This window comes from Paenibacillus sp. PAMC 26794, assembly GCF_000316035.1.
Lineage (GTDB): Bacteria > Bacillota > Bacilli > Paenibacillales > Paenibacillaceae > Paenibacillus.
Map to the genome: position 1 here is coordinate 145,200 of NZ_ANHX01000041.1, position 25,457 is coordinate 170,656.

29 protein-coding genes and 1 pseudogene are annotated in these 25,457 nt (G+C 48.2%); 1 reads left to right on the forward strand and 29 read right to left on the reverse strand.

What is annotated here, in order from left to right; all coding sequences use genetic code 11:
* Positions 1–226 precede the first annotated feature (226 nt).
* The 28 genes and pseudogenes from D829_RS0117175 to D829_RS31310 all read right to left on the reverse strand — a co-directional run bounded on the left by D829_RS0117175 (position 227) and on the right by D829_RS31310 (position 22,673).
* Positions 227–628 carry a hypothetical protein gene (locus D829_RS0117175; protein ID WP_017690150.1) on the reverse strand — a complete coding sequence of 134 codons (402 nt, stop codon included), beginning with the start codon at positions 626–628 and terminating at the stop codon, positions 227–229.
* Positions 628–939: a hypothetical protein gene (locus D829_RS0117180; RefSeq protein WP_017690151.1), complete on the reverse strand. Its 312-nt coding sequence runs from the start codon at positions 937–939 to the stop codon at positions 628–630. Before D829_RS0117180 ends, D829_RS0117175 begins: the two co-directional genes overlap by 1 nt.
* Positions 940–1,584 carry a phage tail protein gene (locus tag D829_RS0117185; RefSeq protein ID WP_017690152.1) on the reverse strand — a complete coding sequence of 215 codons (645 nt, stop codon included), beginning with the start codon at positions 1,582–1,584 and terminating at the stop codon, positions 940–942.
* A complete protein-coding gene (locus D829_RS0117190) occupies positions 1,585–2,130 on the reverse strand; it encodes a putative phage tail protein (RefSeq protein ID WP_017690153.1) in 546 nt (181 codons plus the stop codon).
* The gene (locus tag D829_RS0117195) at positions 2,127–3,185 is read right to left on the reverse strand and encodes a baseplate J/gp47 family protein (RefSeq protein ID WP_017690154.1); all 1,059 of its coding nucleotides are present in this window, start codon (positions 3,183–3,185) and stop codon (positions 2,127–2,129) included. The genes D829_RS0117190 and D829_RS0117195 overlap by 4 nt, the downstream gene beginning before the upstream one ends.
* On the reverse strand, positions 3,178–3,591 hold the full coding sequence (locus D829_RS0117200; protein ID WP_017690155.1) for a DUF2634 domain-containing protein: 414 nt from the start codon (positions 3,589–3,591) through the stop codon (positions 3,178–3,180). Before D829_RS0117200 ends, D829_RS0117195 begins: the two co-directional genes overlap by 8 nt.
* Positions 3,588–3,845, reverse strand: a complete 258-nt coding sequence (locus D829_RS0117205) for a DUF2577 family protein (RefSeq protein WP_017690156.1) — start codon at positions 3,843–3,845, stop codon at positions 3,588–3,590. Before D829_RS0117205 ends, D829_RS0117200 begins: the two co-directional genes overlap by 4 nt.
* Positions 3,846–3,851: 6 nt before the next feature.
* On the reverse strand, positions 3,852–4,862 hold the full coding sequence (locus tag D829_RS0117210; RefSeq protein WP_017690157.1) for a hypothetical protein: 1,011 nt from the start codon (positions 4,860–4,862) through the stop codon (positions 3,852–3,854).
* A 13-nt stretch (positions 4,863–4,875) separates the two neighbouring features.
* Entirely contained in the window at positions 4,876–5,571 is a 696-nt protein-coding gene (locus D829_RS0117215) for a LysM peptidoglycan-binding domain-containing protein (protein WP_017690158.1), read from the reverse strand.
* A complete protein-coding gene (locus D829_RS0117220) occupies positions 5,572–7,545 on the reverse strand; it encodes a hypothetical protein (protein ID WP_017690159.1) in 1,974 nt (657 codons plus the stop codon).
* A gap of 201 nt (positions 7,546–7,746) precedes the next feature.
* Positions 7,747–8,159, reverse strand: a pseudogene (locus D829_RS31300) (phage portal protein).
* A 178-nt stretch (positions 8,160–8,337) separates the two neighbouring features.
* The gene (locus tag D829_RS0117230) at positions 8,338–8,796 is read right to left on the reverse strand and encodes a phage tail tube protein (RefSeq protein WP_017690162.1); all 459 of its coding nucleotides are present in this window, start codon (positions 8,794–8,796) and stop codon (positions 8,338–8,340) included.
* A gap of 1 nt (position 8,797) precedes the next feature.
* On the reverse strand, positions 8,798–10,114 hold the full coding sequence (locus D829_RS0117235; RefSeq protein WP_017690163.1) for a phage tail sheath family protein: 1,317 nt from the start codon (positions 10,112–10,114) through the stop codon (positions 8,798–8,800).
* On the reverse strand, positions 10,114–10,353 hold the full coding sequence (locus D829_RS31305; RefSeq protein WP_017690164.1) for a hypothetical protein: 240 nt from the start codon (positions 10,351–10,353) through the stop codon (positions 10,114–10,116). Before D829_RS31305 ends, D829_RS0117235 begins: the two co-directional genes overlap by 1 nt.
* Before the next feature lie 29 nt (positions 10,354–10,382).
* Positions 10,383–10,802, reverse strand: coding sequence for a DUF6838 family protein (locus D829_RS0117245; protein ID WP_017690165.1), 420 nt, complete (start codon positions 10,800–10,802; stop codon positions 10,383–10,385).
* 120 nt (positions 10,803–10,922) lie between these two features.
* The gene (locus D829_RS33915) at positions 10,923–12,269 is read right to left on the reverse strand and encodes a phage tail protein (protein WP_017690166.1); all 1,347 of its coding nucleotides are present in this window, start codon (positions 12,267–12,269) and stop codon (positions 10,923–10,925) included.
* Positions 12,269–12,859 carry a YmfQ family protein gene (locus D829_RS0117255; RefSeq protein WP_017690167.1) on the reverse strand — a complete coding sequence of 197 codons (591 nt, stop codon included), beginning with the start codon at positions 12,857–12,859 and terminating at the stop codon, positions 12,269–12,271. The genes D829_RS33915 and D829_RS0117255 overlap by 1 nt, the downstream gene beginning before the upstream one ends.
* Before the next feature lie 137 nt (positions 12,860–12,996).
* Entirely contained in the window at positions 12,997–14,136 is a 1,140-nt protein-coding gene (locus D829_RS0117260; protein WP_017690168.1) for a baseplate J/gp47 family protein, read from the reverse strand.
* A gap of 4 nt (positions 14,137–14,140) precedes the next feature.
* Complete coding sequence (locus D829_RS0117265; protein ID WP_017690169.1) at positions 14,141–14,596, reverse strand: DUF2634 domain-containing protein; 456 nt, start codon at positions 14,594–14,596, stop codon at positions 14,141–14,143.
* The gene (locus tag D829_RS0117270) at positions 14,589–14,999 is read right to left on the reverse strand and encodes a hypothetical protein (protein WP_017690170.1); all 411 of its coding nucleotides are present in this window, start codon (positions 14,997–14,999) and stop codon (positions 14,589–14,591) included. Before D829_RS0117270 ends, D829_RS0117265 begins: the two co-directional genes overlap by 8 nt.
* Positions 14,992–15,978, reverse strand: coding sequence for a hypothetical protein (locus D829_RS0117275; protein ID WP_017690171.1), 987 nt, complete (start codon positions 15,976–15,978; stop codon positions 14,992–14,994). The genes D829_RS0117270 and D829_RS0117275 overlap by 8 nt, the downstream gene beginning before the upstream one ends.
* A complete protein-coding gene (locus D829_RS0117280) occupies positions 15,975–16,607 on the reverse strand; it encodes a LysM peptidoglycan-binding domain-containing protein (RefSeq protein WP_026081237.1) in 633 nt (210 codons plus the stop codon). Before D829_RS0117280 ends, D829_RS0117275 begins: the two co-directional genes overlap by 4 nt.
* Before the next feature lie 56 nt (positions 16,608–16,663).
* Positions 16,664–18,337: a hypothetical protein gene (locus tag D829_RS0117285; RefSeq protein WP_017690173.1), complete on the reverse strand. Its 1,674-nt coding sequence runs from the start codon at positions 18,335–18,337 to the stop codon at positions 16,664–16,666.
* A gap of 182 nt (positions 18,338–18,519) precedes the next feature.
* Entirely contained in the window at positions 18,520–18,954 is a 435-nt protein-coding gene (locus D829_RS0117290; RefSeq protein ID WP_017690174.1) for a hypothetical protein, read from the reverse strand.
* 174 nt (positions 18,955–19,128) lie between these two features.
* Positions 19,129–19,536: a phage tail tube protein gene (locus D829_RS0117295; protein ID WP_017690175.1), complete on the reverse strand. Its 408-nt coding sequence runs from the start codon at positions 19,534–19,536 to the stop codon at positions 19,129–19,131.
* A gap of 150 nt (positions 19,537–19,686) precedes the next feature.
* Positions 19,687–21,150, reverse strand: coding sequence for a phage tail sheath subtilisin-like domain-containing protein (locus tag D829_RS0117300; RefSeq protein WP_017690176.1), 1,464 nt, complete (start codon positions 21,148–21,150; stop codon positions 19,687–19,689).
* Positions 21,150–21,350 (reverse strand): hypothetical protein, encoded by a 201-nt coding sequence (locus D829_RS0117305; protein WP_017690177.1) that lies wholly within the window; start codon positions 21,348–21,350, stop codon positions 21,150–21,152. The genes D829_RS0117300 and D829_RS0117305 overlap by 1 nt, the downstream gene beginning before the upstream one ends.
* A gap of 399 nt (positions 21,351–21,749) precedes the next feature.
* Positions 21,750–22,673, reverse strand: a complete 924-nt coding sequence (locus D829_RS31310) for a hypothetical protein (protein WP_152417065.1) — start codon at positions 22,671–22,673, stop codon at positions 21,750–21,752.
* A gap of 434 nt (positions 22,674–23,107) precedes the next feature.
* Between D829_RS31310 and D829_RS0117320 the strand changes: the two genes are divergently transcribed.
* The gene (locus D829_RS0117320; RefSeq protein WP_017690179.1) at positions 23,108–23,452 is read left to right on the forward strand and encodes a DUF3139 domain-containing protein; all 345 of its coding nucleotides are present in this window, start codon (positions 23,108–23,110) and stop codon (positions 23,450–23,452) included.
* 4 nt (positions 23,453–23,456) lie between these two features.
* Here D829_RS0117320 and D829_RS0117325 read toward each other — a convergent pair whose 3' ends face one another.
* On the reverse strand, positions 23,457–25,307 hold the full coding sequence (locus tag D829_RS0117325) for a DUF4127 family protein (protein WP_017690180.1): 1,851 nt from the start codon (positions 25,305–25,307) through the stop codon (positions 23,457–23,459).
* Positions 25,308–25,457: the final 150 nt, after the last annotated feature.

The following is a 25,457-nucleotide window of genomic DNA, read 5'->3' on the forward strand; positions in this document are numbered from 1 at the left end:
TCAAAATTCCTCAAATGGAAGGCGAATAAGGATAATTGGCGGTTAAAAGCCCCCTCGGTTAAACATGGCCTCGCCCCCTTTAATATAGTAAAGCGCCCTGACCACTCCAAAGGGAAAAATAAAAACACGCTCCGTTTTCGGACGTGCTGTGTCTTGCAAATTCACTTGAGTCATTTCACCCCTCTCACAACGTCACAACCTTTCCCCCAGCCTCTTCCTCTCTCTATTACCCAAGGATGATGCAATTAAGGTTTCCTGAAATAGAAGGAGAACCGAGATAACCAATTGTGAATGTGATAGAACTTTCACTAAACACTACGTTTTGCATGAACGCTCTTGAAGTACCGTAATAACCCGTCCCGATTGGACCACTCATAATATTTACAGTCCCATCTTCTTTTAAGTACGCTCCGATTGTTCCGCTCGTTCTGACGTTAACTGTTGATCCACCCTGTGAATCGGAACTGACATCATTTATATGCATTATGACTGCAAGTGGTTTGAACGGGATATTTGAAACGGTGCCACCTGTATGCCACACTGAGGCATTATAAAATTTTAAACCGGGTTTGTAATTTGAGCCATCAATCGCGTAATTATCCAATGAGTAGCTATCTATCCCTAGCATTACGTCACCTCTTTGCCGCTGATGATATACGACACCGCGCCACCAGAGGCGCTTTGAATTTGAATAGTTTCTCCTGCCAAAAGAATTTGGTCCAAGAAAGGAATTGTAATTGTATCGAATTCTTTTATTTTGTGACTGTTGATAATCTTTGTTCCTCCAATGATCATTGAAAAGTCAACTGATAGGCTGCTTGCTATATTGCAAAGCGTGATTGCTTTGAGTATTGCAGTTGTATTGGCTGGAACGGTATACACAGTTGTAAGGGCTGTTGAACCTACCCCTTTGGCAAATCTTTTTGGAGTTACTGCCATCTATAACGCCCCCCATAGGTCTGATTGTTCAAAATTCGTGTTCAATACATCGTAATCATCTGTATTTAATATCCGCTTAAGCGTTGGCGTAAAAACCTCACCTGCTGTCGTAGTGATCGATCCCACATCAAACATCCACGCGCCTTGAAGGCCAGCACCGAGTCGAAATACGATGCCGCGAGCGCCCATGTTTGTATGGGTGTTTCGGTAACGATACACGACACCAGCCGCATCCAGATAACAGTTATGACCATACAACACATACCCGCCGCTGCTGGCGCTGATTTCACCCCAACTACTAATACGTAGTGGTCCCGTCAGAGCACCTCCTGTACGTGGTAGGCTTGATGAGTTAGCAGTTGCTAACACTTCATTAATCGCCTTCTCAGTTGCCGCCACCGTCTCAGAGGTACCGTCAGTTCTACTAGACAGTTGCACTATACCCTTCTGCGTCAAAGACGCATCGGGAACATCTATCTCCCCCAAGGCCTCACGAAGTTCCTCTAAATCTTCCTTTGTTGCAACACCTTCATCAATCTTCTCCCAGTTCTGATCCAAATATTTATCCAGATCAAAATAGGTCGTCGATGGCAAGGAACGGTCAATCTTATTCAACCCCAAATTTGGTGTTTTCGGTTCATTCATCTATGCTCCACCTCCTGCAAATTTATCCTGCCGGGTCTGTTCAATCTCATCCAGCGTCATGCTTTCAACCTCCGCAATCGTCAAATACCGCAGACGGTACTCCACGGTCATATGTGCTGGTTTGATATCCTCAATCGCTGCCTTCAGATCGTCCAGATTGGGCGGTAAGCCCCATGTGTCGATGAAGCGGATTCGGATCAAGTATTCCTCAGGTGACACAGATACATCAATCCCGCCACTTTCGTAGGCCTGCGCCACGTTCTTGAGCATCGAACCGGAAACCTTACCACTTCCGCGCATTTTGGAAATGATTACAGATCTCCGCTGATCATCCGGCTTGGCTTGATTCGTAGAAATCTGCAAATCCCTCTCATAACGTTCCAATGCCCAGGTCGCAGACTCCGGGTAGAATTGATCCAGCACACTTTCCAAACCCACCGTAAGCTTGTCCAGCTCTACACCTTCGGTCTCTGTAAGAAGCTGCATCTCCAGCACATTTTCATACAACGGGGGCAAAAGAGTCATTAATACCTCTGCTTTACTCATGTCACCTTCACCGTCCCAAGAACGGCTACTGCGCCTGGTGCGATCTCCAGATTAGACATACCACCATTCACCAGCAGATCGCTATAATCGATCACAGGCGGGATATCCAGAATGACATTGGCAATACGTGTCCAACGAACTAACGGATCGGCAAAAGCCAGTTCTTTCAAATACGCCGTAACTCCCGTTTCAATCAGTGTCTTCACTCCCTCGTACGTTGAACCAGAAGCAAGCGTAACCTGTACCTCCACATCGATGGGTATTTCTTCCGCCCCCACCACCGTGACCACAGGTCCGATTGGAGCTGCACCTTCGCCCATTCCATCCTGGGTTGGATCGATATACTCCTGCACCGCCTCAATGACCGCCTCAGCAGGTGTTTGCATTTCATTATTCAGCAATGCCACTTTGACTGTACCTGGACCATCCCACAGTGGAAAAGCCTTTGCTTTGCCCACACCGGAGTTTTCCCGTGCCCATAACTCATACTGATATTTGTTGGCACTCGTAACCGGACGGGAAACTTTATCCTGATATCGGTCATACAAAGCCTGATCCGTTTCCTCGTCTTCGCCAGGAACCAGCAACTGTGTCAATTCAGCCGTCGTCAAGCCAGCAATATAATCGATGGGCAGTAGCGCCCCCGTATATTCATTACCTCCCGCTCCCGCGACTTCACATTCCAACACATATCGCCCTGCCGCGACGCGCTCCACAACAACATACACCCGATCCCCCGTGGAAAAACGACTCTCCAAAGGAACCTCAACAGGCTTACCTTCGTTATTCCGAAAACTACCAACCCAACGTGCCTTCGTGGCCGCTTTCCGACTAATGCCAGACCAAGCCACCGCGCGATCCAGATACTCTCCAGAAGCTGTATCCGCAAACTTCAGATTGGCGTTCACATCCAGCTCGATATACATCTGAGCCATTTCCACTGCCGCTGGCGCAAGCGCATCATAGATAATGCTGCCTTCACGTTTATCCACACCATCCGGTACCCTATCCAGCATTCGGTTTAAAATAACTTCAAACGTCTGCTCTTCATACATCCATGTTCACCTCCGTCTCTTCCCTGAAGCTGCCAAAATCTGTTTCCACGGTAAAAGAAACCCTTACTCCATCGGCCTCGTGGAGAAAATCGAACTCGGTTACATCCGAAATGCGATCATCTGGAAGCAACGCTTCGCGAATCCAGCGTTCCAGTTCCGATTCAACCATGGATCTCCCGGCCATTCCTTCCCAGGACCATTCCATGCCGTAATCCGAAGAATAGATTAGATGTTCGTAGCGGCGTGTGGACAACGCTTTATACACCGCCTGTTTTACCGCATCTTTTCCATCCAGTTGCAGCCTTCCAATTCGCTGTCCCGAAGCTTGAAACACATACGTCAGACTTGGAAGCACAGCAGCTTCTTCCTGATCTTCTGCGCTAATCTGCGCACCCTGTGGAATCATGGATTCACCAGCCGATCCAACACGACAAAGCTGTCTCCACCTTGAACACGCAATAACAAGACATGGTCCCCCACGGTCCAAGTTTTGTTCACTACGGATTCCGGCAGTACCAGAAAAGGCTCAGCCAATGCCAGCCGTTGTTCAACGGTAATCTCCAGAGGCTGGGTGTTTGTCACGCTCCCATACATTACCTGAACGGGAGACTTGGCATCTACAGCGGCCACCGCCGCCTTTTTAATCACGTCCAACATCATTTATCGTTACACCACCTTCAAATCCAGCGACATCGTATGCACGCCCCCCTGTACCTTATGCGTACATTCGTCTACCAGAAAATATTGATTAATCTTCAGTTCATTGATCTGGATGTTGACAAAACTGCCTGCCCTTACCTTGAAATCGCCAAGCGCGTCCACTTTCATCGTCTGCGTCTCGCGGTTACGGAGGGTCATCAGGGTCTTGAGCATTTCATCAATCTGGCCTTCGTTCAGGCCATCATCCGCTTTTTGGTACAAAAAAAGCAGCCCCCATTGACGGATGCTGCCTGAATCCTGATGAACAAATGTTTCTCTTTTTCCCGTATCCTTGTTATCCCGATATAGCTTGATCTTGTTATATGTCTGGTCGTCAATCGACCTTGTATAACTGTAATCCGTGAGCAGACTGTTATCCCCAATGACAAAGCCGTAAGGCATCTCTTCCACATCCCGAAGCACAAGCTTGCCGAAATCATCGTAGAAGATATAGTTTTTACCACCATAGATCAGCGTTCGGTCCAACGCCTCACAGATCATGTCAATCAGCTTTTTGTTATCGAATAACATACGCGGAATAACATATTTCGGCTGAATCAGATCACCAGTCTTCAGCAGAAAATCCTTTGCAATTCGTTTAATTACATCCGCAGCAGTCGCATTAACGAACTTATACGTCTGATTCGCGGTTAGATAACGAGTCTGGTCGTAGGCTTTGATTTTGACACTTTCGTCCTTGCCGCTATCCACCGAGAAGATATATCCATAAAAAATGCCTACCTCGTTGCTGATATATTTCACGACATATCCATTCTCATAGGTGAATTTCTTATTCTGGTACAGACTGCCCTTAATCAACGTGAATTCCAGAGAGGAGGGTTTGCCGATGCGGGAGGTTTTGTACGTAATATCACCGGCAATTTCGCTAATGTCCCAGATGTTGCCCTGCTTGTCATCCAGTAATAACCGTTCCTTCATGTTTGCCAGCTTATCATCCAGCCTGATCTGCTCTTGCATATTCCCTCTCCTTTCACGGAAGCTTGATCACAAGTCCAATCGGCAGCTTCTTCAGTTGTGCATCTTTGATGCCATTCAGCTTTTGCAACTCTTTCCAGCGAGATCCATCTCCCAAATGGGCTTTCGCTACAGACCACAAGGAGTCTCCGGCTTTGAGTGTGACGGTCTTGGGCTGGATTTTTTCATTGGGCCGGGAGGCTTTGGTTTTTGTTTTCGAAGCAGCCGTATCCTTGCTGTCCTTGAGTGGCACTACTTTTTTGGCGGCATAGAAAATGAACTGCTTCAGCTTGATATCATACTGGATATCCCCCACCGTACCCGCAGTCTCCTTCCAGTCGAAGCTCTCAATGGAAACCGCCATATTAATGGTGTACCTTGCACTGGAAAAGAACAGTCTGACGGGTCTACCCGTCTGCATCCAGCGGATGACCTTTTTCACATATTCATAGGGATCACGGTAAAACTGCTTCTGAATTGCCGGATGTCTTGCATCGTAGTTCAGATGATAAGGGCTGTAGTCTGCCGGAAAAATCCCGCTGAAACTGACTTCACGCAGCTTCGGCGATTTGATCACGTTAATTTCACCCAAAGCACTAACGTTAAATGTACTGCCGTCTCCCGAATCCGAAAACTCAATGCTCTCTGGTGTCACCGGGAAAAACATATATTCGGAGCGATTATTGAAACTCAGTTGAATATAATATTCCATTTATCCATACACCCCCTGGGCACTGGAGACGATCTGACTGTTCAGTCCATCGGTGATTTTGCTGATGATACTGTCCACGTCATGTCCGCTGTTGATATCACCCGTGGTGACCTGAACAGTTGGCGTCAGACTGACAAATCGCTGAATAGCCTGCATCTCTGCAAGCTCACGCATCAGTTTCAAGTCCTCGCTGGTTACATTCACTGTGCCATCCACGTCACCGATCTTGTCCACCTGTCCGATATTATTAATTTTGTTGATGTTACTCATATTGTTGTTGGGAACAACGGTGGGAGCAGGTGCAGTTGGCATCGATGGCATGGAAGGTGTTTTTGGAGTTGAGCCGCCGAAGTTTCCGGGTAATTTTGTTTCTTTGGAATTTGGATCAGGCAGAGAAGGTATTTTTGATAATAGTTTTTTTGCTGCATCTTGTCCCTTGTCAGAAACCTTTGGATCGAATTCTCCGTCCATTCGATTCATGTGGAATACATCTTTGTCACTCTGTGGCTCAAATGATTTCAATGTATCCATCCAACCCTTGACGTTTTTACTAGCAATGTTGATATCCGCTTCGGACATGACAGCTAAATTTGTACCAAAGATATCATTAATAAAGGAAGCTACCTTCCCAATTGCCCCCATCGCTTTGCCCAGAAAGTCCTCAATTCCTACAATAAGATTGTAAAATATCTGCATCCCGAACATTCCCAAATCGTAAAGCAATTTTTGGAATGCATAGAATGGGTCTTTGAAGACATTGGCTATGAACTCTGCGAATATAGCAAATCGATTCCACATCGTGGCAATCACAACCCTTACCATCTCTCCAAGCAGCATAAATGTACCGATAATTGCTCCCAAAATCTCAGTTCCCGATATTCCCATCATGCTTAAAATACCGATAACAGCTGCGATGGCAGCAATGACGAGCAGAATAGGCCAATTCAGCAATAACCAGGCTGCAACCAGACTGTAAACTTGGATAATGACCAAAGCCAGAGCCACAAGCGCAAGCGCCATAAGGATCGGCTGAATAATATCCCAGTTTTGTTGGATCACACTCGCGATATACAAAATCCCGTCTACCAACATCGTCAGCGCGTTAGCTGCAACCGTAAATGCATTACTAATCCATTCAATAATGCCAGTGAATTCACCATTGGCAAAAGCCTCATTTAATCGATCTAATAAAGGCGTCAAGGCAACAAGAGCTACCTGTCCAATCTGGCCGAGAACCCCATTAAACTGATTCACCAGTGCATTCCACTTCTGCAACGGTGAATCCAGCATGGTGTCAAAAGCCTGTTGGGTATAGCCTTGCTTTTGTAAAATGACATCCAACTTTTGGATAAACCCATCCAGATTGGATGAATCGATGGTTTGTTGCAGACCTGCTCCGCTAAGTGCTTCAGAAGGAATGTTAAAAGAATTGGCAAGTTCACCGTTGTCTCCGTTCATGGCAGCAACCAAAGCACTGGATGCATCCGACATGTTTTTGCCATCTGGAGATAACATGCTCAACCGCTTAGCCATATCCCTCAGTTGATCAACTTGGTCCGTATTCTGTGCATACGGGATGAACGATAGCGCACCTTTCAAAGCGTCTGTAACATTCTGTCCGCTCTTGAAAGCTTCCCCGCGGTAGCGATTAAAGATCGTCTCCCCCTGAGCATCATCACCAGTAGCAGCCATATAGCGATGCTTCAGATCCTCTTCTTGTGCTGCTGGAACAAGAACCGCTTGTCCTGCTGACTTGATCATGCTGATCCAGGATCGCACGCGCTGGGCACCTTCTGCAAAAGCTGCGTTTACTTTGGCTTGTTCCTCGGATACCCCTTGTAACAGTTTGGATGCCATTGCGATACTATTCAATCGAGCAGAATTAAACATGGCACTTATAGCAGCAGGTAATTGTTGAAATTGCGTTACTATACGTGTTGAAGTAAGGTACAGTCTTGCAAACATGGCATACATTCATTTCTCCCTCCTTTCCTTTTTATTTCTTCCGGGCACGGCTCTTGGACCGTTCTTTCTTCTCTTCCTCTACCCGGATGGAGATCATCGCATAGATCGCTGCTCGTTCTCGCATGGAGAAGGCCATAAGCTCATGCGGCAAAATGTTTAATTCATGGAGAGCGTAATAAGCCAGATTGGCTTCGGAATCGCCCTCTTTAATTAGTTTTTTACGTCATCCACCAGTTCGTTCATGTCCTGATTGAAGCCGTTCAGCTTCTGAACCTGTTCACCGAGCGAAGCAAATTCCCCAGGCAACAGCATTTTCCGCAAAAGCGATTCCGCCCCCATCACGCCATATGAACGCTGGAGTTCTGCGTTTTTCAAATCGGGAAATACTACACTTGCGCTCATCAGACGAGCCATGTAATCATTCGCATCGATGTCGGGTGTGTAGACACCGTTCTTACCCTTGATTTTGCGGGTTGCTGCCTTGCGGCATTCCTGGTTTTCGTCCTCGGTCATGCTGCGCAGTTTCCAGGCAACGGGCTCGCCTTTCTCATCTTTAAATCGGGGGATACGATAAACTCCTCCGTTGTATCCGTTGCTGCATTTTGGGCAAAAACATACTCAATCCACTCATGTGCTGTTCCTCCTCTAAAGTTAGGCTCCCCGCCGCAAAAAGCGGCGAAGAGCAGAATTTTGACAAGCCAAATAGCCCGTAACACAGGCAAGTTGAACAGGTTTCTTTTACAAACCCGCTGCTAATTTATACTCTTTATAAATCTCAAATCATTATGCTTTCACGCTACATTACTTCGGCAGATTGAACGATACAGGCATATCGACATCTTCAAAGGTAAAGCTCACTTCTTCCTCCAACGCCTCGGCCTCGGTATCCAGAGATGCCATGATCACACTGTCGAGGTTGACGCCTTTGAGGGTCACGGTCTGTTTGCCAATCGTAGAAGAAGGATCTTCGTTGGTCACTTCAATGTCGAAGTACGTGTCCACACCATTCTGCATGTACTGGAGCATCAGCTCGCGGAAACGGGAAGTGGTATAAAAGATCGTCATGGAACCCGAACCGGACCAACCGGTTGCTTTGTGCTGTACGCCGCGACGGCCCAACGTTTTGACCTCTGCTTTTTGTTTCTCCACTGTTGCTTCCAGCGTCTTCACATAGAACATTTCTTCCGTCTGTCCGTTAATTGTTGCATATGCGCGGCCTTCCTGGCCGGAAATCGTGTCGCTTGCTTTCAAAAATGCCATCTTAAACCACCTTCACTTTCATATATACTTTTTCAACGGAATCCACAGGTTGGACCTGAATCTCGATCAGAATACTATCGGTTTCATTGCCCGGAGCAACAGTGATATCTGTTTTGGAATCAAAATTTTGAATTGCCCCAATATCCTGAAGCTGCTTCAGGTAGGTAACACATTGGGAACGGAACAGGCTGCGCCCATCTTCGTTGTTGTTCACTTTGCCGATATAGTAGGATTCGAAAATCCGTTTCATATCGTTAGCGATGCCATCGAGTACACGCACCACACGGTTTTTGGCAAAATGACGTGCCTTATCCGGTGTTACGGAACGGAATGTATTCACATCCTGCTCTACCACTGCGCGGTTGCTGCTAGCCGTAAACACAAACTCGCCATTACGCAATGCTGCTTCTGTCTCGGTATGTGTCAGTCGTCCGTTCACATCCACGGCATCGTCATACGCACGGAACGTCAGGGATTCATTCAGGTTAGCACCCGCTGTTGCACCGGCAGTCCATGCTACTGTTTGTTTCGGCGTAAGGACGGTGCCATCTGCGAGCACAACACCATTTTTGACACTGATGATACCTTCATGATCTGCAGCCGGATAATCGGACAGAACGAGTTGCACTTTCTTGCCCTCGGTATCACGCAAGCGCTTGATGTAGGCTGTGTAGACTGACTTGAGTGTGGCATCGTCTGAAATCAGACCGACCGTGTTAAAATCCAGTACTTCCAGCTTGGTCAGGAAATCGGCATGTTCCTGGTTGGTTGCTGTACCATCCAATCCACCTGTTAGTGGAAGTGACGCTGTAGCTGTGAGTGCACCTTCACCAGTAAATGTGACGTATGTGTTGGATCCCAGAGCTTCGATGGTGGACGCGGTTTGTTTGTCCACTTCTTTACCCGCAAGCAAAGTGAAGACATCCAATTGTTCCGGTTCGTTGATATTCGCGGAGATTACAACTGCCAGGTCATTACCACGCACACCACCGTGTTGGGCTGTGACTGTCAGTTTATCCAAGGTTGCCTTGGCTTTGGTACCTGCATTTAGTCGATACAGAAGCAATGTTTGTGCACGTTTCAAAGCTTCACGAATCAACAACAGTTGCGGTGCTGTCCAGTCATAGCCCAACTTGGCTTGTACATCTTCACCTGCTTGTACCGTCAGGATTGTGCCAGCTTGACCCCATGACAATGGAAGGGCCAATGCCACCGTTCCCCGCTCCCCTACCGTACCCGGCAATGAGCCCTCTGATGCAAAATTCATATATACGCCGGGGCGTACCTTGTTTTGTGTCGTCCATGTTCCTCCAGCCATTATTGTGCCTCCCCATTCATAAATTGTTGGATGTGTTGCTGTGCTTCTCGTAAGGTGTATGTTTCTTGTTCCAGCAGAACCGCTGCCAAAATATCTTTCTCGATCCGGCTGAACAGCCGGGCTTCGGCGAACTGTGCTTTGTTATATCTGGTATCGTTATGCTGCTGTTCTACTTCATAGTTCTTTCGATCTGCTTCTTTCTTGGTGAACATCGCGAGCGCGCCTCCTATTCCTTTCATGATGGTCCTCCTTAAATGGGTTCATCCTGCTATGTTGATTTCAAAGCAGTTGGTCGCTGCTCCAGCTGTTGCATTGTGTCGGAGGACTCCGACACTTTGGTGGTTCGCATCGTGTAATACACCCATAGTTTGGGTGTCTCTCCCCACGCTTTCCATCGCAGCTCCGTTGCTCGATAGGGCGTACCTTCCACTTCAATCGTCTCCAGTGCTTCAAAAAGCTTATCCGGTAAGTCTTCCGGAATGTTGCTCCCATCCAGCCACCCAATCTCGTAGATGTGAGATTGCACGAACCGATCACTCCGTTCACGAGTAAGTTTCGCAGCGAGTAGACGGTAGGTTAGACCTTGAGTGTCTGTGTTATCGGCTCCGGTGGCAGGATGGATGGGGATATTAGGGAGGTGATGTGACAGTGTTGCCGCGATGGAGTTGGTAAGTTGGGTTGTGGTCATGGTTCACCTCCTTTGGATAATTCCATTATTTCTAATGATAATAAAATGTTATCTTATCATTTTATTTGAATTAAAACCTATTTTTAACAATTATTTACCTTATGATGATTTAAGTAATACTTACAGAGGTGTGGCTAGTATCGTGTAATCAATCTTCTCTTGAGGAATATATCCATCGCCTGAAGATGATATTTTGAATTCAACATAATTTTCTCCGAAAACTAAAGTCTTAAATTCTGCACCTGTAGACATGTAGTAATTTCCAAAAGTAACATAGTCCCTAATACCAAGATTTTTTGTTGTATTATTCGTGTCAGATTGGCGAATTGCAACTAAAGGGCCAGAAGAGTATATCCAAGCTGTACTCTGGTTTTGCAGAGAATCATACCAGATTTGAGCATTGCGAGATGCGATTGGATGAAGTATAAACACCTGTGGTTTATATCCCGGGATGTCAATTCTCCCCTCCGCTGCGGACACTTTACCTGATATCAGTGAGAAGTCTGACTTTATTGCCTTTATCTTCGTAGCTAATTGCGCCCATGTATCAATTGTGGATGCACTTCCACCTTTGGCGTTAATGGCACCCACAATACCGTTCTTTGCATCAACGCCAGATTGCTTTACCGAGTCAATTCCCTCATACAATGCACGAGTATCCATTTCCACAGAGTAAGGCATATCCTTGCCAGCATCGTCCATTGTTTCACAGAATTTAATCCGAGCAAATCCATGAGTGCCGACAGGAACATTATTAACAACTAATCTTAGGTATACTGCTGTTACGCCCGTTGGAATAGTAATAACTTGTGCCTTCCTGTGCCACCATCTTTGATTGTCAGCTACTAAACTGTTAATTGTCATATTGTCGGAAGCGTTTTTCACCTCAATCAGCACAGCAGAATTGTAATAAGTTTCAGCAGTGTGGAAGACAGCTTGTAACAAATACCTGCCTCCCGGCGAAACTCCGACAGGCTCATTATCAAGCACACCATAGTTTGTAGGAGACACAGATGAATTAACTGCAAAAAATGCTCCTACGGTTTGATTCTGGAATCTTAGAAAGGTAGCCTGACCTGAATTCTTCCAGTAATCAAGGTTTAACATTCCAGATGAATTTTTTATTAAGTTGGAGCTGACTATTTCCGATGGTTTGCGAAAACTCGTGTCTGCATAATTCTTCGCATTCGTCTCAGCCGCAAGCCTCGCATCCCTCACCCCCTTCTCCGTCGCCGCCACCGTCTCGGACGTACCGTCCATCTTACTAGACAACTGCACCTTCCCCTTCTGCGTCAAAGACGCATCAGGAATATCCATCTGACTCACCGCTTCACGGAGCGTATCCAAATCCGCCTGCGTCGCAACTCCTGCATCAATCTTCTCAAAAATCCCATTAATACTCTCCCGGGTCACATTCTCGTTCCCCAAGGGAAGGGGTAACTTCAGTCTCTCTGTTTCTTGTGGCATTACGCCCACACCTCCAGTTCATTCCACGTCAGGGACGCGGCATCCAGTTCATCCCACGTTTTTTGTCTCTTGTCCAGGTCATCCCAGACCAGATAGCGATATTCATATTCCACGGCCATATGGGCCGGTTTCAACTCTTCAATCGCACGTTTGAGATCGTCGATATTGGGCGGGATGCCCATCGTATCCACAAAGCTCACCGTAAAACTCCACACTTCCGGCTGAAATGTTACATCCACTTTTCCCCCGGCATATGCCTCAGCCACATTCAGAACTTGTCTCCCCGAAAACTTTCCGGCACCACGCAGCTTCGATTCCACTACGGCACGCCTCTGTTCCACAGGTTTGAGACGATCTGTCTCAATGCCAAGCTCTTCTTCCCAGAAGTCCAGCCCCCACGTCGCTGTACGGACAAAAAACTGCTCCAATGTCTCATCCAGCGCCTGATACAGCAGATCCATCTCGATGCCTTTGGCCTGCATATCGGCCTGCATAACTCGTGAAGTCTCATAATACCTGGGCAAATACGAGAACAGCTCCCGCCCTTTCTCACTCGTCAGTCCAACATCTACAATAGAAGGAGCACTCATGCCCTGTCCCCTCCCTTCCTTGCACATCAACATGGAGTTTCTCGCTCACCAGCTCCAACCCAGATCGGCGTACTTCTCCCAATCTTCCTTGGTCTCCGCACTCCAAAACTACTTCCTCGTCCACCATCTGCCCAACACTACTCATGCACATCCACCGTCCCCAGAACCGCCACCTGACTCGCGGTTATCTCAATATTCTGGTCGCTCACACCGTTCACGGTAAGCTCCGAATAGTCGATAATGGGCGGAATGTCCAGCAGGATCGCAGCAATGCGAGTGTAACGAACGAGTGGATCGGCAAAAGCCAACTGTTTCAGATACGCTGTCACCCCGCGTTCGATCAATGCCCGTACATCAGCGAGTGTCGCATCACTTGCCAGCGTCAGCTTCACCTGAATGTTCATCGGCACTTCCACGGCTGGCATCACGGACACCACTGGCCCCGCCGGTGCAACGCCTTCACCCTGTCCATCCTGCGTTGGATCTACGTACTTCTGCACCGCCGCTACCAGATCGGTGCCCGCAGCGCGTTTGTCCGTGTCCAGCAGATACAATCCCACCGTACCTGGGCCTTGCCACAACGGGATAACCCGCGTTGCACCAACACCGGGCACTTCACTGGCCCATTGCACATATTGTGCTTTGTTGCCGCTTGTCCCTTGGTTGCGGACTTTGGCATAAAAACGTTCCAGCAATGCCATATCTGCCTCATTATCTGCACCGCCTTTGATCACCTCAACGTTCGTGACAGAAGTCACGCCACTTACAGGTGTAGACAGCACAGTTACGGTGTCCGCAGGCACATTGCTATCTTTTCCGGCAACAAGCGCACGCACGCCAACCACCCCGGAGCCCTCTGCATCCAGTTCCAAACGTCCCACCGTCTCATATTCGAGCGAAGCTTCAGCAGATACTTCATCCGCGAGCGTAGCCACAACCGTACCCGCAGGAATCACCTTGCCCGGCGTACCCACGAATCTAACCGAACCTTGTGCAACTACCGCAGCTCGCCGTGTGATGCCGTGCTCTCCCGCCCGCAGATCCAGCTCTTCCGAACGAAAATTCGGATCACTGCTCGCAGCCGTACTTGCAAACCCCCGCCGTAGTAATTCCTGCGCCCACAACGCCGCCTCAGACAGCATAAACGCTACCGGAGCTTCCGCATCCCACAGGAACGAACCCTCCGATTTATCCAGATCTGCAGGCAGACGATCCAGCATACGCTGCATAATCTTTTCCTCCGTCTGGTCCTCCAAATAACGCGGAATCTCAGCCATCCCGTCAGATCACCTCACTTTCCAGAATAAACATCTCTTCCTGCACACTCGCCACCCGGCACGAGAACATGCACTGTTCCCGATTCCAATCAAACGTGAACTGGTCTACCGAATCCGTGCGTGGATCAGCCAGCAACGTCTCCGTCACCATCCGGGTAATCTCACTTTCCATCACACCCCGACTGTCACCCTGACCCACCAGTTCTTCCAGCTCCGAGCCATAGTTCCGGGAGTAAATCACATGTCTATACCTTGGCGTTTTCACGGCCTTGATGCACCATTGCACCCAAGCTTCATGCCCACTCGCCGCAGCCACTTTGCCACTTGGGGTCAGCATAAAGTCCCCTGTATCATAGTCGAAACGCCAGCTCCGCCCAAAGCGCACCTCTTCCGAAGCCGCCCCCGTCAGATCCTCCTCATCTCCCCAGACCACACCCGTTTCCGGGAACAAACTAGGCATGCGCACTCACCACCTTACACAGCACCACAATGTCGTTACCGCCATTCACCCGCATCGCCAGCACGCGATCTCCCGCTTTTAATCCTTTACCAAGAGACCACACCGCTTCTTCCACTTCCTGTTCTTGCAAAAGAAACCGTCCCGTGCCCGTCGTTCCGCCGTTTGCCACGTCAGATATACCGGAGATCGCGCCAACCGCCTCGCGCTCCGGCAGTCCAAGCGTGCCCGGCAGCTCGGCCACGAGATAGTCATGCACTTCGTGCTTGAAGTCGTCCAGCTTCACACCGGACGCCGTGATTGTACCCAGCACCGCACCCAGACCGCTAACGGCCTGACGGGAATGAGTGTTCATCGCCCCCCGCATCACATCGGCAAAATGCCCATAGGGATCTTCCTTATTCAAGGTAATACCTCCTTTTTACCAGTTCTACCGTACCCAGCTCCAGCGTCATCGTGCCCGGTCCAGCTGACAGATCACGGCTGACCGACATCACGATCAGCTTCAGTCCTTTTAACAACACTGCATCCCCGGCGCGAATCGTATTCGCATCCGGTGCGGATATCGTAAAGGTCTCCTGAATACCCGTCAGATGACTTTTCGCCAGTTTTTTCGCGGCAGTTGTCGATTTCACCTGATCGTCCTCTACCAGCTTTTGCAATGTGCCCAGTTCTTCCACACCATTCTGCTCAATCGCCAACACTTTGGAAGGAACTTCTTTACCACTGCCAGACTCCGACGCTGCCATCACTTTAACTTTGGTAACCGCCCCTTCGAGCGTACGCATCTGGGTCAGATCAATCAGTCGATCAAGTTCATACACCTTCGCATTACTTCCGACCTGGAAGAGCTGCAACCCACCGGGCGTCATCCGTGGATGGTACATGTCCCCGCCGGACTTGGCCGTTTCCTTCAGATCGGCAAACATCATCGAAAAGATCGTCTGTGACCGATACACCGCTTTGCCCAGCTTTGTCTTGGTTTCCGGCAGCGTAGCGTACGGAATCTTCCACTCTTTGGCGTAGGTTTTAAGTCGCTGTGTAGCCGTCTGATCCTTCGGCAACAGGAACTCATCCTCCGATTTTTCCAGATAAATCATACGGTCGTAAACCGTGAGAGACAGCCGCTTGGTGCCGCTGTTCGAGCTTTCCACCTCCCAGATCACTGCAGGATGCAGCAAGTGAACCATGGATTTTTCGCCAAAAGGAACCCCGCTAATCCGCACCGCCATACCCGGTGAGATCGAAGGCAGACCGGAAGACGCAGACACCGCCAGCCGGATGTTGGCCTGATAAGCAATCTGGTCGAGCGAGTCCTTCAGTGTAATCGTCTCCACCAGCTTGGTGATGTCATATTTGTCGTCGACAATGACCTTGTAGGTCATGGCATCACCAGCTTTTGTCCGGGCTTGATCCGGTTTGGATCACTCCCGATGATCTTTGCGTTAAGCTTGTAGATCTCGTTCCATTTGGAACTGCTGCCCAGCTCCAGCTTTGCTATTTTGGACAGGGAGTCACCAGATTTGACAGTGTAGGTCTTGCTGGTTTTTTTCAAATCGGTACGAGAACCTGACTTGCTCCCGGATGCCGCAGAGCCCACCTTTTCCACCTTGGAATCCCGCCATGTGCGTAGGGTCAGGTCGAAATAAATATCCCCTGTCTCCCCCCCACGAAAGCTCGAATTAAGCGAAACAATAAAAACAGGCACGTTCACGCCCGTCTCTGAAATGATGAAACGCAGCGGCTTTTTCGATACCAGAAACGTGTTCAGGACATTCATCGCCACACGCGGATCAGGCAAATTTTCTTTGTACATGCAGTAGAAGGCATCATACTCTTTGGGAAAAAAAGAAGAGAAGGTGATCTCCTTCACCTTCTCCCCCTGCGTAAAATCAAACTCGCCATGCTCCAGCATATTAATCGTTTCATACCCTTTGGACCTGGAAATACTCACCTCTTCCGGGTTCACCGGGAATTGAAATGAAGTGCCGCCATCCTTCAGCGTAAATGCCATTTTGTTAGGACCTACTTCATCTTTAAGTACAGACATATCTGCGGCCTCCTTTCTGCTTAGGCCATAATTGTTTTGCGATTTTGCATCGCGCGGCGGAACTCATCAGAGATACGTTGCCCCACCTGATGAGAAACTGCGTCATAATCAATAGCGTTCTCCCGAACGGTCACTTGTACCGTACCCGGTGCAATATTCACAGCAATCTGGTTCGTCGTTTCCGTTTTGAAATCCTTAAGGTAACCTGCCAGACTGCTCATCTGTTCTTCGGAAATACGCACTGTGAGCGGCGAAGCTTTCTCATTGGGTTGACCCGCGTTATTCATTGCTACCGCTTGGGATTGCATCACACTTGTTCCCATAAGACCCGCAGCCGTCGGTGAACCAAATCGATTGTTCATGTAGGCTTCTGGACCGGTGATCGATAGAACTGCCGGCCTGTATGGAGGCGGCATCTGAGGTGCTATCGGTGGAGGGGGTGGTGTCTGCGTTGCTACAGGTGTTGAGGGTGACGTTATGACCGCTGCGGCTGGGGCGGTCTGCTCTTCCTTTTTAGAACCGAAACCAAAAAAACCTGCAACCCCATTGAACAAATTCGTCGTTTTCTCCGCCACGTAACTCGCTCCCTCAGAAGCAAATTTTGCTACTTTTGAGATGTCTTCCGCGTTGTTTTTTAGGAATCCACCTACCTTGTCACCCAGCCAACCGCCTGCCTTTTCACCCAGCCAACCGCCTATTGAACCGCCCAGCATGTTCCCAACCACCGGAATTGGAATTACACTGCCAAGTACGGTACCAATAGCTGTTCCTACTGCATTACCAGCAACCGAACCCACCGCACGAGCACGATCCTCAGGTGGGGCGCTTGCAAGTTCTTTAATATTGTTATACATACGGAGTGGTGCGAACAATTTTCCCGCTCCTTTAACGAGGTTGCCACCAAGCTTGCTTATGATGCCAGACCCACCACTGCCTCCTGCCCCACTTCCGCTTCCACCTCCACCAAAGAGACCTTTTACATCGCCCCACAATCCATCGAATCCACCGATCAAATCGGACCCTGCGGACGAGAAATCATTCACAAACTTTGCCCCACGTTTTGTAACCTTGAACGCCTTTTTCAATTTATTCCCCGGTGTGGCAGGTGTTGTGATTTCTTTCCATAGCTTCTTCCCACTATTTCTTGCATCAAAGACTTTCCCCACACCAGATGAGATTGATTTCCCACGATCAAACATACCTTTCATCTTCTGCAAAAAAGTTTTCGGTTTTTCCTCTTTTCCTCCTGCTGCAATATTAAGAGAATCCAGTTTGGCACTAAGCTTAAGAATTGATATCGTATTCGTATTTAAAGCATCCATCAGTGGCTGAGAATTTACATTAACGGATACTCCTGAGATTTGATGTCTGACTTTAAACTGTACTTTGGCTGTAGCGTGCAACAGCTTAGAACGAATCTGTTTCATTTTCCCAATCAAACCATGGAGTACTGGAGTAGCTTGATCATTAAGACCAATCGTTGGTGTGATTCTCAATCGACTCAAGCGTACAGCGGTACTATAGATACTTTCCAGTCTGCGCCCAGTCATTCTCAGCTCATTGTTTACTTTGATCAGTCCCTGATAGCGAACCCGGTTTAATCGGTCAGTGGATCGCTGGATTTGATCGAGGTAACGAAGTGTTGTCTTCATTTGTGTGTTGGATTTAGATAGACCTACAATCATTTCTGCCATTTTTTCACCTCCTACCCTATATCGTTATCGATTCATTTGCGAGGTTATCGCTGACATTTCCTCTTCCGAGAACGCAATTAACAACGAACGCTCCCCGCGTGGCAAAGACCAGAACTCTCCGGGCCGGAGATGATGACGCACCCACATGTGATACAGGAACGTGGTCATCCCGCCGGAGTGAATCAGTTTTTTAGGTCTTCAATCTCCACACCAAAGCCGGACAGCTCCAGCACTTTATCACCTACGGCATCCAACTCACCCGCGAGCAGCATACGACGTACCGCCTGTTCTCCACCAGACAGCTTCATGCGGCCGGTAATACGGGTATCCCCCCAGCCGGACAATTCCAGGCTACGGACCTTCAATTTCACCGTTGCTTCAGAGATGAGCAGCGCGTTAAACGTTTCAGTATCCACCTTTTCCTCGGTGCGGCCTTTGGTCGTTTTACGAATCGTACAGCGTTCGCGAATGTGATCCACTTTGGAGGACGTCAGTCCACGTAAGGTCAACAACAGATCCAGACGCTGAATGCGCACATTCTCCTCTGGCAAACGTTCTGCTGCTTCAAACAACTGATCCAAAATCTGTTCTTCGGACATATTTTCATTCATACTCATCGGGGTTAATCTCCTTCTCATTTCACAAATGGGTTTATCTATGCCAGCTTCCAAGCCTGTAGAGACAACAAAGAGACCGAGATCATCTCGGCCTGCATTGGTGTCCATATGATATGAAGTAACTATGCAATCATGATTGAGCAAACTAGCTCAATCACTTGCCTATTTCAAAGTTTAGTTCGCCACAATCGGATTCAGCAACTCAAATCCTTCAAACGTAAAGCCCGTTTCCTCCGGTACTTCCTCACCCGCTGTCCAGTTGGCAAGCTGAATCTTGTCCACCATGCAACCTCTCAGCAATACACTCTCGTGTCCATATGATTCAGGGTCGTTCAGCTTGGAAATAATCTCGAATTTGGTGAAGCCGCGCTGGATCATATCCGAAGTGACTTTGTAGCCCGTCATCGTGCCTGTTCCTTTTTTTGCGCCATTTTTGTGCACTTTCCAGTCGTTACCGACCAGGTTCAACTCACGCTTCTCAATCTCAACGCCGGCCTCCAACTTGTTAATGTTTGTCTGCCACATACCATCGATATGCAGCTGACCATGGGTACCGAGAATTACTCTTGACGCATCCAACATATATTTTCCTCCTTGGGTTCGTTAAACTAATAAATATTACACGGTATAACTCCGCAGTCAGAACAATCTTCCGATCACTGTGATCGTGTAAACCATCAGTTCAACATATAGTAATTATTCTAAAAAACTGTTAATTTCTCGCACACAACCTTATTGCACGTAAAATGTACCAAACAACTGCTCCATTACATCCGTCAGCTTCACATTCCATTGAAGGAACACTTGATCCGCTTCCGGTTTGAGAACTGGTGCAGCACCATAATACGCCGGATCGAGAATGACATCATAACTGTCCGCTTCAATTACATTGCTCTGTGCGAGCAACGCCAAATAGGCCTTCATGGCACTAATCAGTGCCTGACGACCCTCTTCAGTATTGTTCACTTTACCGATGTACGTATCTTCTGCGGAACGTTGCAAATCCGTGTTGATCGCGTCCAACACACGAATGGAACGGATTTTTTTCCACGCATTATTCTGTCCAGCGGCGGGAGTTACCAGTGTGTTTACACCACGAAGTGCTTTCACCTGACGTCCATCATGGAAGAAAATAAATACGCCATTCTGTACTGCCTGCTCCTGTTCTGCACGCGTCCAGCGACGTGTCACATCATCGAACGGAGTAGCAGCATAAGTTGTGGATTGGTTCAGGCGTTGTCCAGCGATCAGTCCTGCAACATAGGCAGACGTTTCTGCCGAGCTATAGAATGCATCTCCAAGACGCACGCCTGTACCGACATTAATCACACCTTCATGGTTCAGCGCAAGCGAGCGTGCTGCTGCTTTTTGTGCTGCTGTAGCAGAAGTGTCATCTGCTACGGAACCGCCAAATACGGCCATTACCGGTTTACCTTCACTACGTACACGTTTCACCCATGCCGCAAAACTCGCAAGCAGAGGTGCATCAGCCGTCTGATCCAAAGCTAAGATGTCGAATTGCTCCCCTTCCAGCGAACCCTGTACAGCAATGTATTCTGCATTGGTCAGGTCATCGTTGCCACTTACGCCACCTTTGAATGCCGCACCCGCAATTGTTGCAACTACACCTGCACCATCGCCAATCGCCTGCGCCGTTACCCAGACATTTCGTTCATCGGCATTAATCTCTTTGGAAAGAGAAGCTGCTGTAATATCCGCTGTCAGGAGCGCATACAACATCCGGTTACCTTCAAAAAGACGAACTTCATGTTTCGTATTATCAATCACACCTGGCTGGATGGTGACGTAGAATCTATTTGCACGATCTCCCGGATACTTCGCATCCAGTTGCAGCACATTGGCATCACTGCTGTCCTTCAAAGTAAGCGTAGCTGCTTTGGCCGCAGCACTTGCTACCCGATAAGCGAGTAACTTCTTCGGACCACCCAACAAGGCAAGTTTCAAGGATGTATAAGCCGTACCGTTGTCCAGCACATTCGCCGCATAAATATGTTCAATCGCCGCTTCGCTCCCTACTTCAACAAAAGTCCCCACCGGACCCCAGTTAGCCTTGATTGGTACAACGATCGTTCCCCGCGTACCTGCCTGAATGGCCGAGGATGCTGCCGCCTGAAAATTCATATATAAGCCCGGAAGGACCGGACGATTCGTTTGCTCCCAAGTTCCACCTGCCATTATCCCTTCACCTTCGCTTTCATAAATTGATTAATTCGTTCTTGCGTTTCTTCAATAGAAAACGTCTCTTGCGCTGCTTCGTACAGCGCACCGTACAGCACCTCTGCCTTAACGGCAAAGAGGGCTTCTGCATGATTCATCAGTTCTGCCCTTGTATACCGCGGGGCTGTCTGTTTGCTTTTTTTCACTGAGCTTGCCATTGCCATCTCACCTCATTTGATGTACTACTAAATTTGTGAACATTGATCTTTAAACTTGACCTATGAATTTTCGATCCTATGAACCTATGAATTTGAAGCTATAATGTTGAAGCTATATCAATCATCTCAAAGCTATAATCTGGAACCACTCTTAAAAGTGCATGTTCAAAAAGATCGGTTTTCAGTACCGAGAAGATGGGATGAAGTTAGAAATGGAGTAGCAGAGCGTAGGGAAAACTACGTGAGCAACTACATGTTTCCGAAGGAAACAATCATCGTAAGCATATGCTTTTTCGGCTGAATTCCATATTCGATGCTGATGATGCCGTTAGGCATCCTTTGTAATCAAAAGCGGGCTTTTTGAACAACCTCTAATAGAAGGTTCCTCTCGACTAACGTTTACTCCATACCTTTGCTATGGTGAATCTCACGGATGAAAGGTACATTCGTACCCGGACGACGAATCCGCTGTTGCAACGTCAGGCGAATCTGGCCGTTCAGATAGGCATCTGCCTGTAAATCTGCCGTGACTTCATCCACTGTGATATATCGCATATTACCTTCGTGCTCTTCGCTACCCGTTTCACTGACGGCAAGACGAGATTGTACCGCAAGTTGCCGGGCCAACCGAGTAACGGTATGGCGTGTTAGCACTGGATGATCGGTGAGCACATGCCCAATCCACTGTTGTCGAACTTCCAATGCCGAAGTGCCCGCGACAGACGTGCTGCATCCGGCCAATCGCCATAACACAGACGGCATATCGTATCCACCGGGCCAGACATCCCCATATACCGACCAGCCCGAACCAAGTTCCGACTGTGTCCAGTCTTGAAGCGCAGCTAACCACGCGTCGCCTGTTTCAGCGAGGACAGCTCCCGAGTCTTCGGGAACATACACTCCGAACCGTAGACTGCGCGTAAGCATTCCAGACCCTGCATCCACCCGATCGCTATCTGAAGAACCCAGATAGATACAGGTGAATGCCCCACCTGCTTCATCCACCAGCCTTACCTGGTGCAACCCCTCGATTAGATGGGCTGACCAAGCTTCCACTTGTTCAGCGCCGCCATCTTCCGGACGAACGTATGGTGAAATTTTAATGATCCGTCGATATCCCGCCCAGGCAGACTTCGGCACTTCTTCGGCAAACGCAACGACTGCACAAGGCCCGGCCAACATTTCGCTTGACGCAGGTACATCCAGCACACGACCGTTCCAATCTGGAACAAGTACCGCAAGCTTCTGTTTCAGCGTTTTTTTAATGAGCTTACTCATTTTACTGGTGCTCATGGCAGTGCTAATCTCATTTCTCATAGACACATTCATTTCGCCCCCTTTAGCTGCAAGTTTGAGATCTGCCCACACCGTGCAGCGACAATGCAGCAGCAGTAGACTCCCCCTTTTAACTCAGAGTCTGTATTGCTATCGAACCAGTAACGGGACTACATTCACCGCATCAAAAAGACCGGCCACCTGGCCGGTCTGTACATTAGCGTATGTGCTTTCGGTGCGTCCCTTGTTATTGATCCGATAATACAATCTTACACCTTTTCATCCCTAGCGCGGATGGTGTTCCGTACGACTTCGGTGCGATTAAGGGAGACGTTCGGGTGGAAAAAAGACGATTCTGGAATCATCATTTTAAAGAATACCTAAGTAAGCTTTAAGATCAAATAATTGATAAATTTATCCAAATATATTAATATTTTATTATCAAATTCATTGTCTCTTACGTAAAAGAAGGAGAAATACCTATGAGTAAAACATTCAAGATCACTTCACTTGTCATCTTAGCATTTATACTCGGGATATCCTGCTTGGCTTACTTCGGACTGCTTGGTAATCCGCTCAAGAAAAATGATGCTGAACAACAGGTAACCACTTACCTGATTGAACAGAAAGGTTACTCACCCGAACAGCTTATCGAAGTACAAGGTACTTACTCCTCAAAAAGTTCTGAAGCACCTTACGGTGCCTCAGTAACATTCGCGGATGAACTCGAAGCGAAGTATCAATATATCATTTATAACAACGGCGAGATTAAGCAGTACAGTCATACCAGTGATTACCCTAAACATGAGGAGCCCATGGTGAGATAACAGTTTAGTTCAGCGTAACCTGCGGGTTCAACGTAATCTCAAATGCACGGCCCCAGATGAAATCGGGATTCGCATATTCCAGCAGCGCACTGCCATACGTCGCATAGGACAATTCGTCATTACAGATCTGCTTAATCGCCACATTGCCTGTCTGGAAGGCTGTCTTATTCCCGAGTGCCGTTGTGTAAGTTTGCATCAAGTCACGGAGCAATGTTTGCAAATGGGCATAGTCTTCCTCTGAGTTGAACAGCAACATATTTTGATCCGAAAGGGTAGCCACGTTGGTATACAGCGCATGGGCTCGGGAATACGTGCGGATGTCCGCAATCGCTACCGCTTTGTAGTAGTAATCCTTCAGGAAACGCTTAAACAACAACGAGCCATGCGCGTTCATCGCATCTCGCAACTTATGCTCATGCTTCTCTGTTGTAATCAACGCGTACCTCGACTGCCCCATACCTACAGCAATACCGATCTTGTTGCCCGGTGTATTCCAGGCACTGTATCCCAGAACCCGTCCGGTATATGGACTGTTTAGCAACGCTTCAGCAACATCGACATTCGCTGGTCCTTTACCCACAAAATCAATCAACACCGAAGGCAGACCTTGCTCACTATTCAGCGTCAATTGCTCCAACGCAGCCTGCACCTGATCCAGAGCCGTAATGGCAATAATCTCAATGTCGATGCCTGTGTTCTCTCCGGAATTTCCCGGAAGACCCTTGGTCATACGATCCAGTTCGGAGGTCATGTCAAACGGGACAACTTGATCGGCTGCTACAGCCACTAGCTGTTCATTTTCCAAGCCAGCACCCACATCCGTCACCACCTCCGGTTCAGGATATGCCGAATCCGCTACAAGCACACCACCTACAATATCCACATGACGAACCACATTCTCGTGTACATCCATGTATTCATACGTGTTAATGATGGTATTGCCGTGAGGACCAAAATATTTCACTGCGTAACGTGTCCTCGCCCCGCCTCGGAACAACTGGTTTGCCATGCGAGCGACCAAAGCGTGCCCCAGACCATCCGCATCAGGTAAGACGATAGCACGATCCGGATTTTGCCCATTGGTTCCACCCAGCCATTCATTGATCCGCGCTTCTACATATTTGATTTCATTGATCTGAACACCCTGCGTGTTGGCATCGTCGACTCCAACTGCAAGGAAATCGATATAACCTGTGCGAGCCAGTTGATCCAAAATGTACAGATCTGTTTTGAATTTATGCTGTCTTGTATTGTAATACTGTTCTTTATCAAAATAGGTCGTTGTCCCATATTCCACTCCATCCGGGGACAGGTTATAACCTTCGATAATATCCTCAAACTCAGTGTATGTCTGACGTGGCTGCTGCATCAATGCACGAGACTCATTATAGGCATCAAGCGCCAAGCCATCTGCAAACGAGGTTGTAGCCAAACGCATGATGGTGTCCATTACGAATACGGGTTTGCGTGGATATTTCTGCTTGATCACGCGAATCACATCCAGCAAACGCGTGGTCTCATTATCGTATTCTGGATAGGCGCCTCCCCCATCTTCGCGGAGCTGACGACTGCCAATTAGTCCGCCATAAGCGAGCATATCGGATGAGATAATGAATCCGTCGACCTTGGCAGCATGTTTCAGAATAAAGTCGTGAATCTTGGACGGTTTGCCATAAACCGGCGTGGAGGTGCCGAGCAGCGTTGTGCCATCTACGGTTTTCTCCGAGTCCAGACGATTCTTAATATCACTCAGGTTCGGTGTAACGATATGGATACCGGCTGCTTTCCCTTGCACAATCACATCATCCAGATTCGCTGGACGATCATCCAGTGGAACATACAATACTGTTTTCATATCACGTAGCCTCCTGTTATCTATATAAGTTGAACTACAGATTATTTACACTTGCCACTTCGATGACAGAACAACCTTCCGATCGCTGTTATCCCCGGATTTTCTTGATCAACTTATATAAAGGTAGAAATCCGTGGGTAAAGGCGCAGT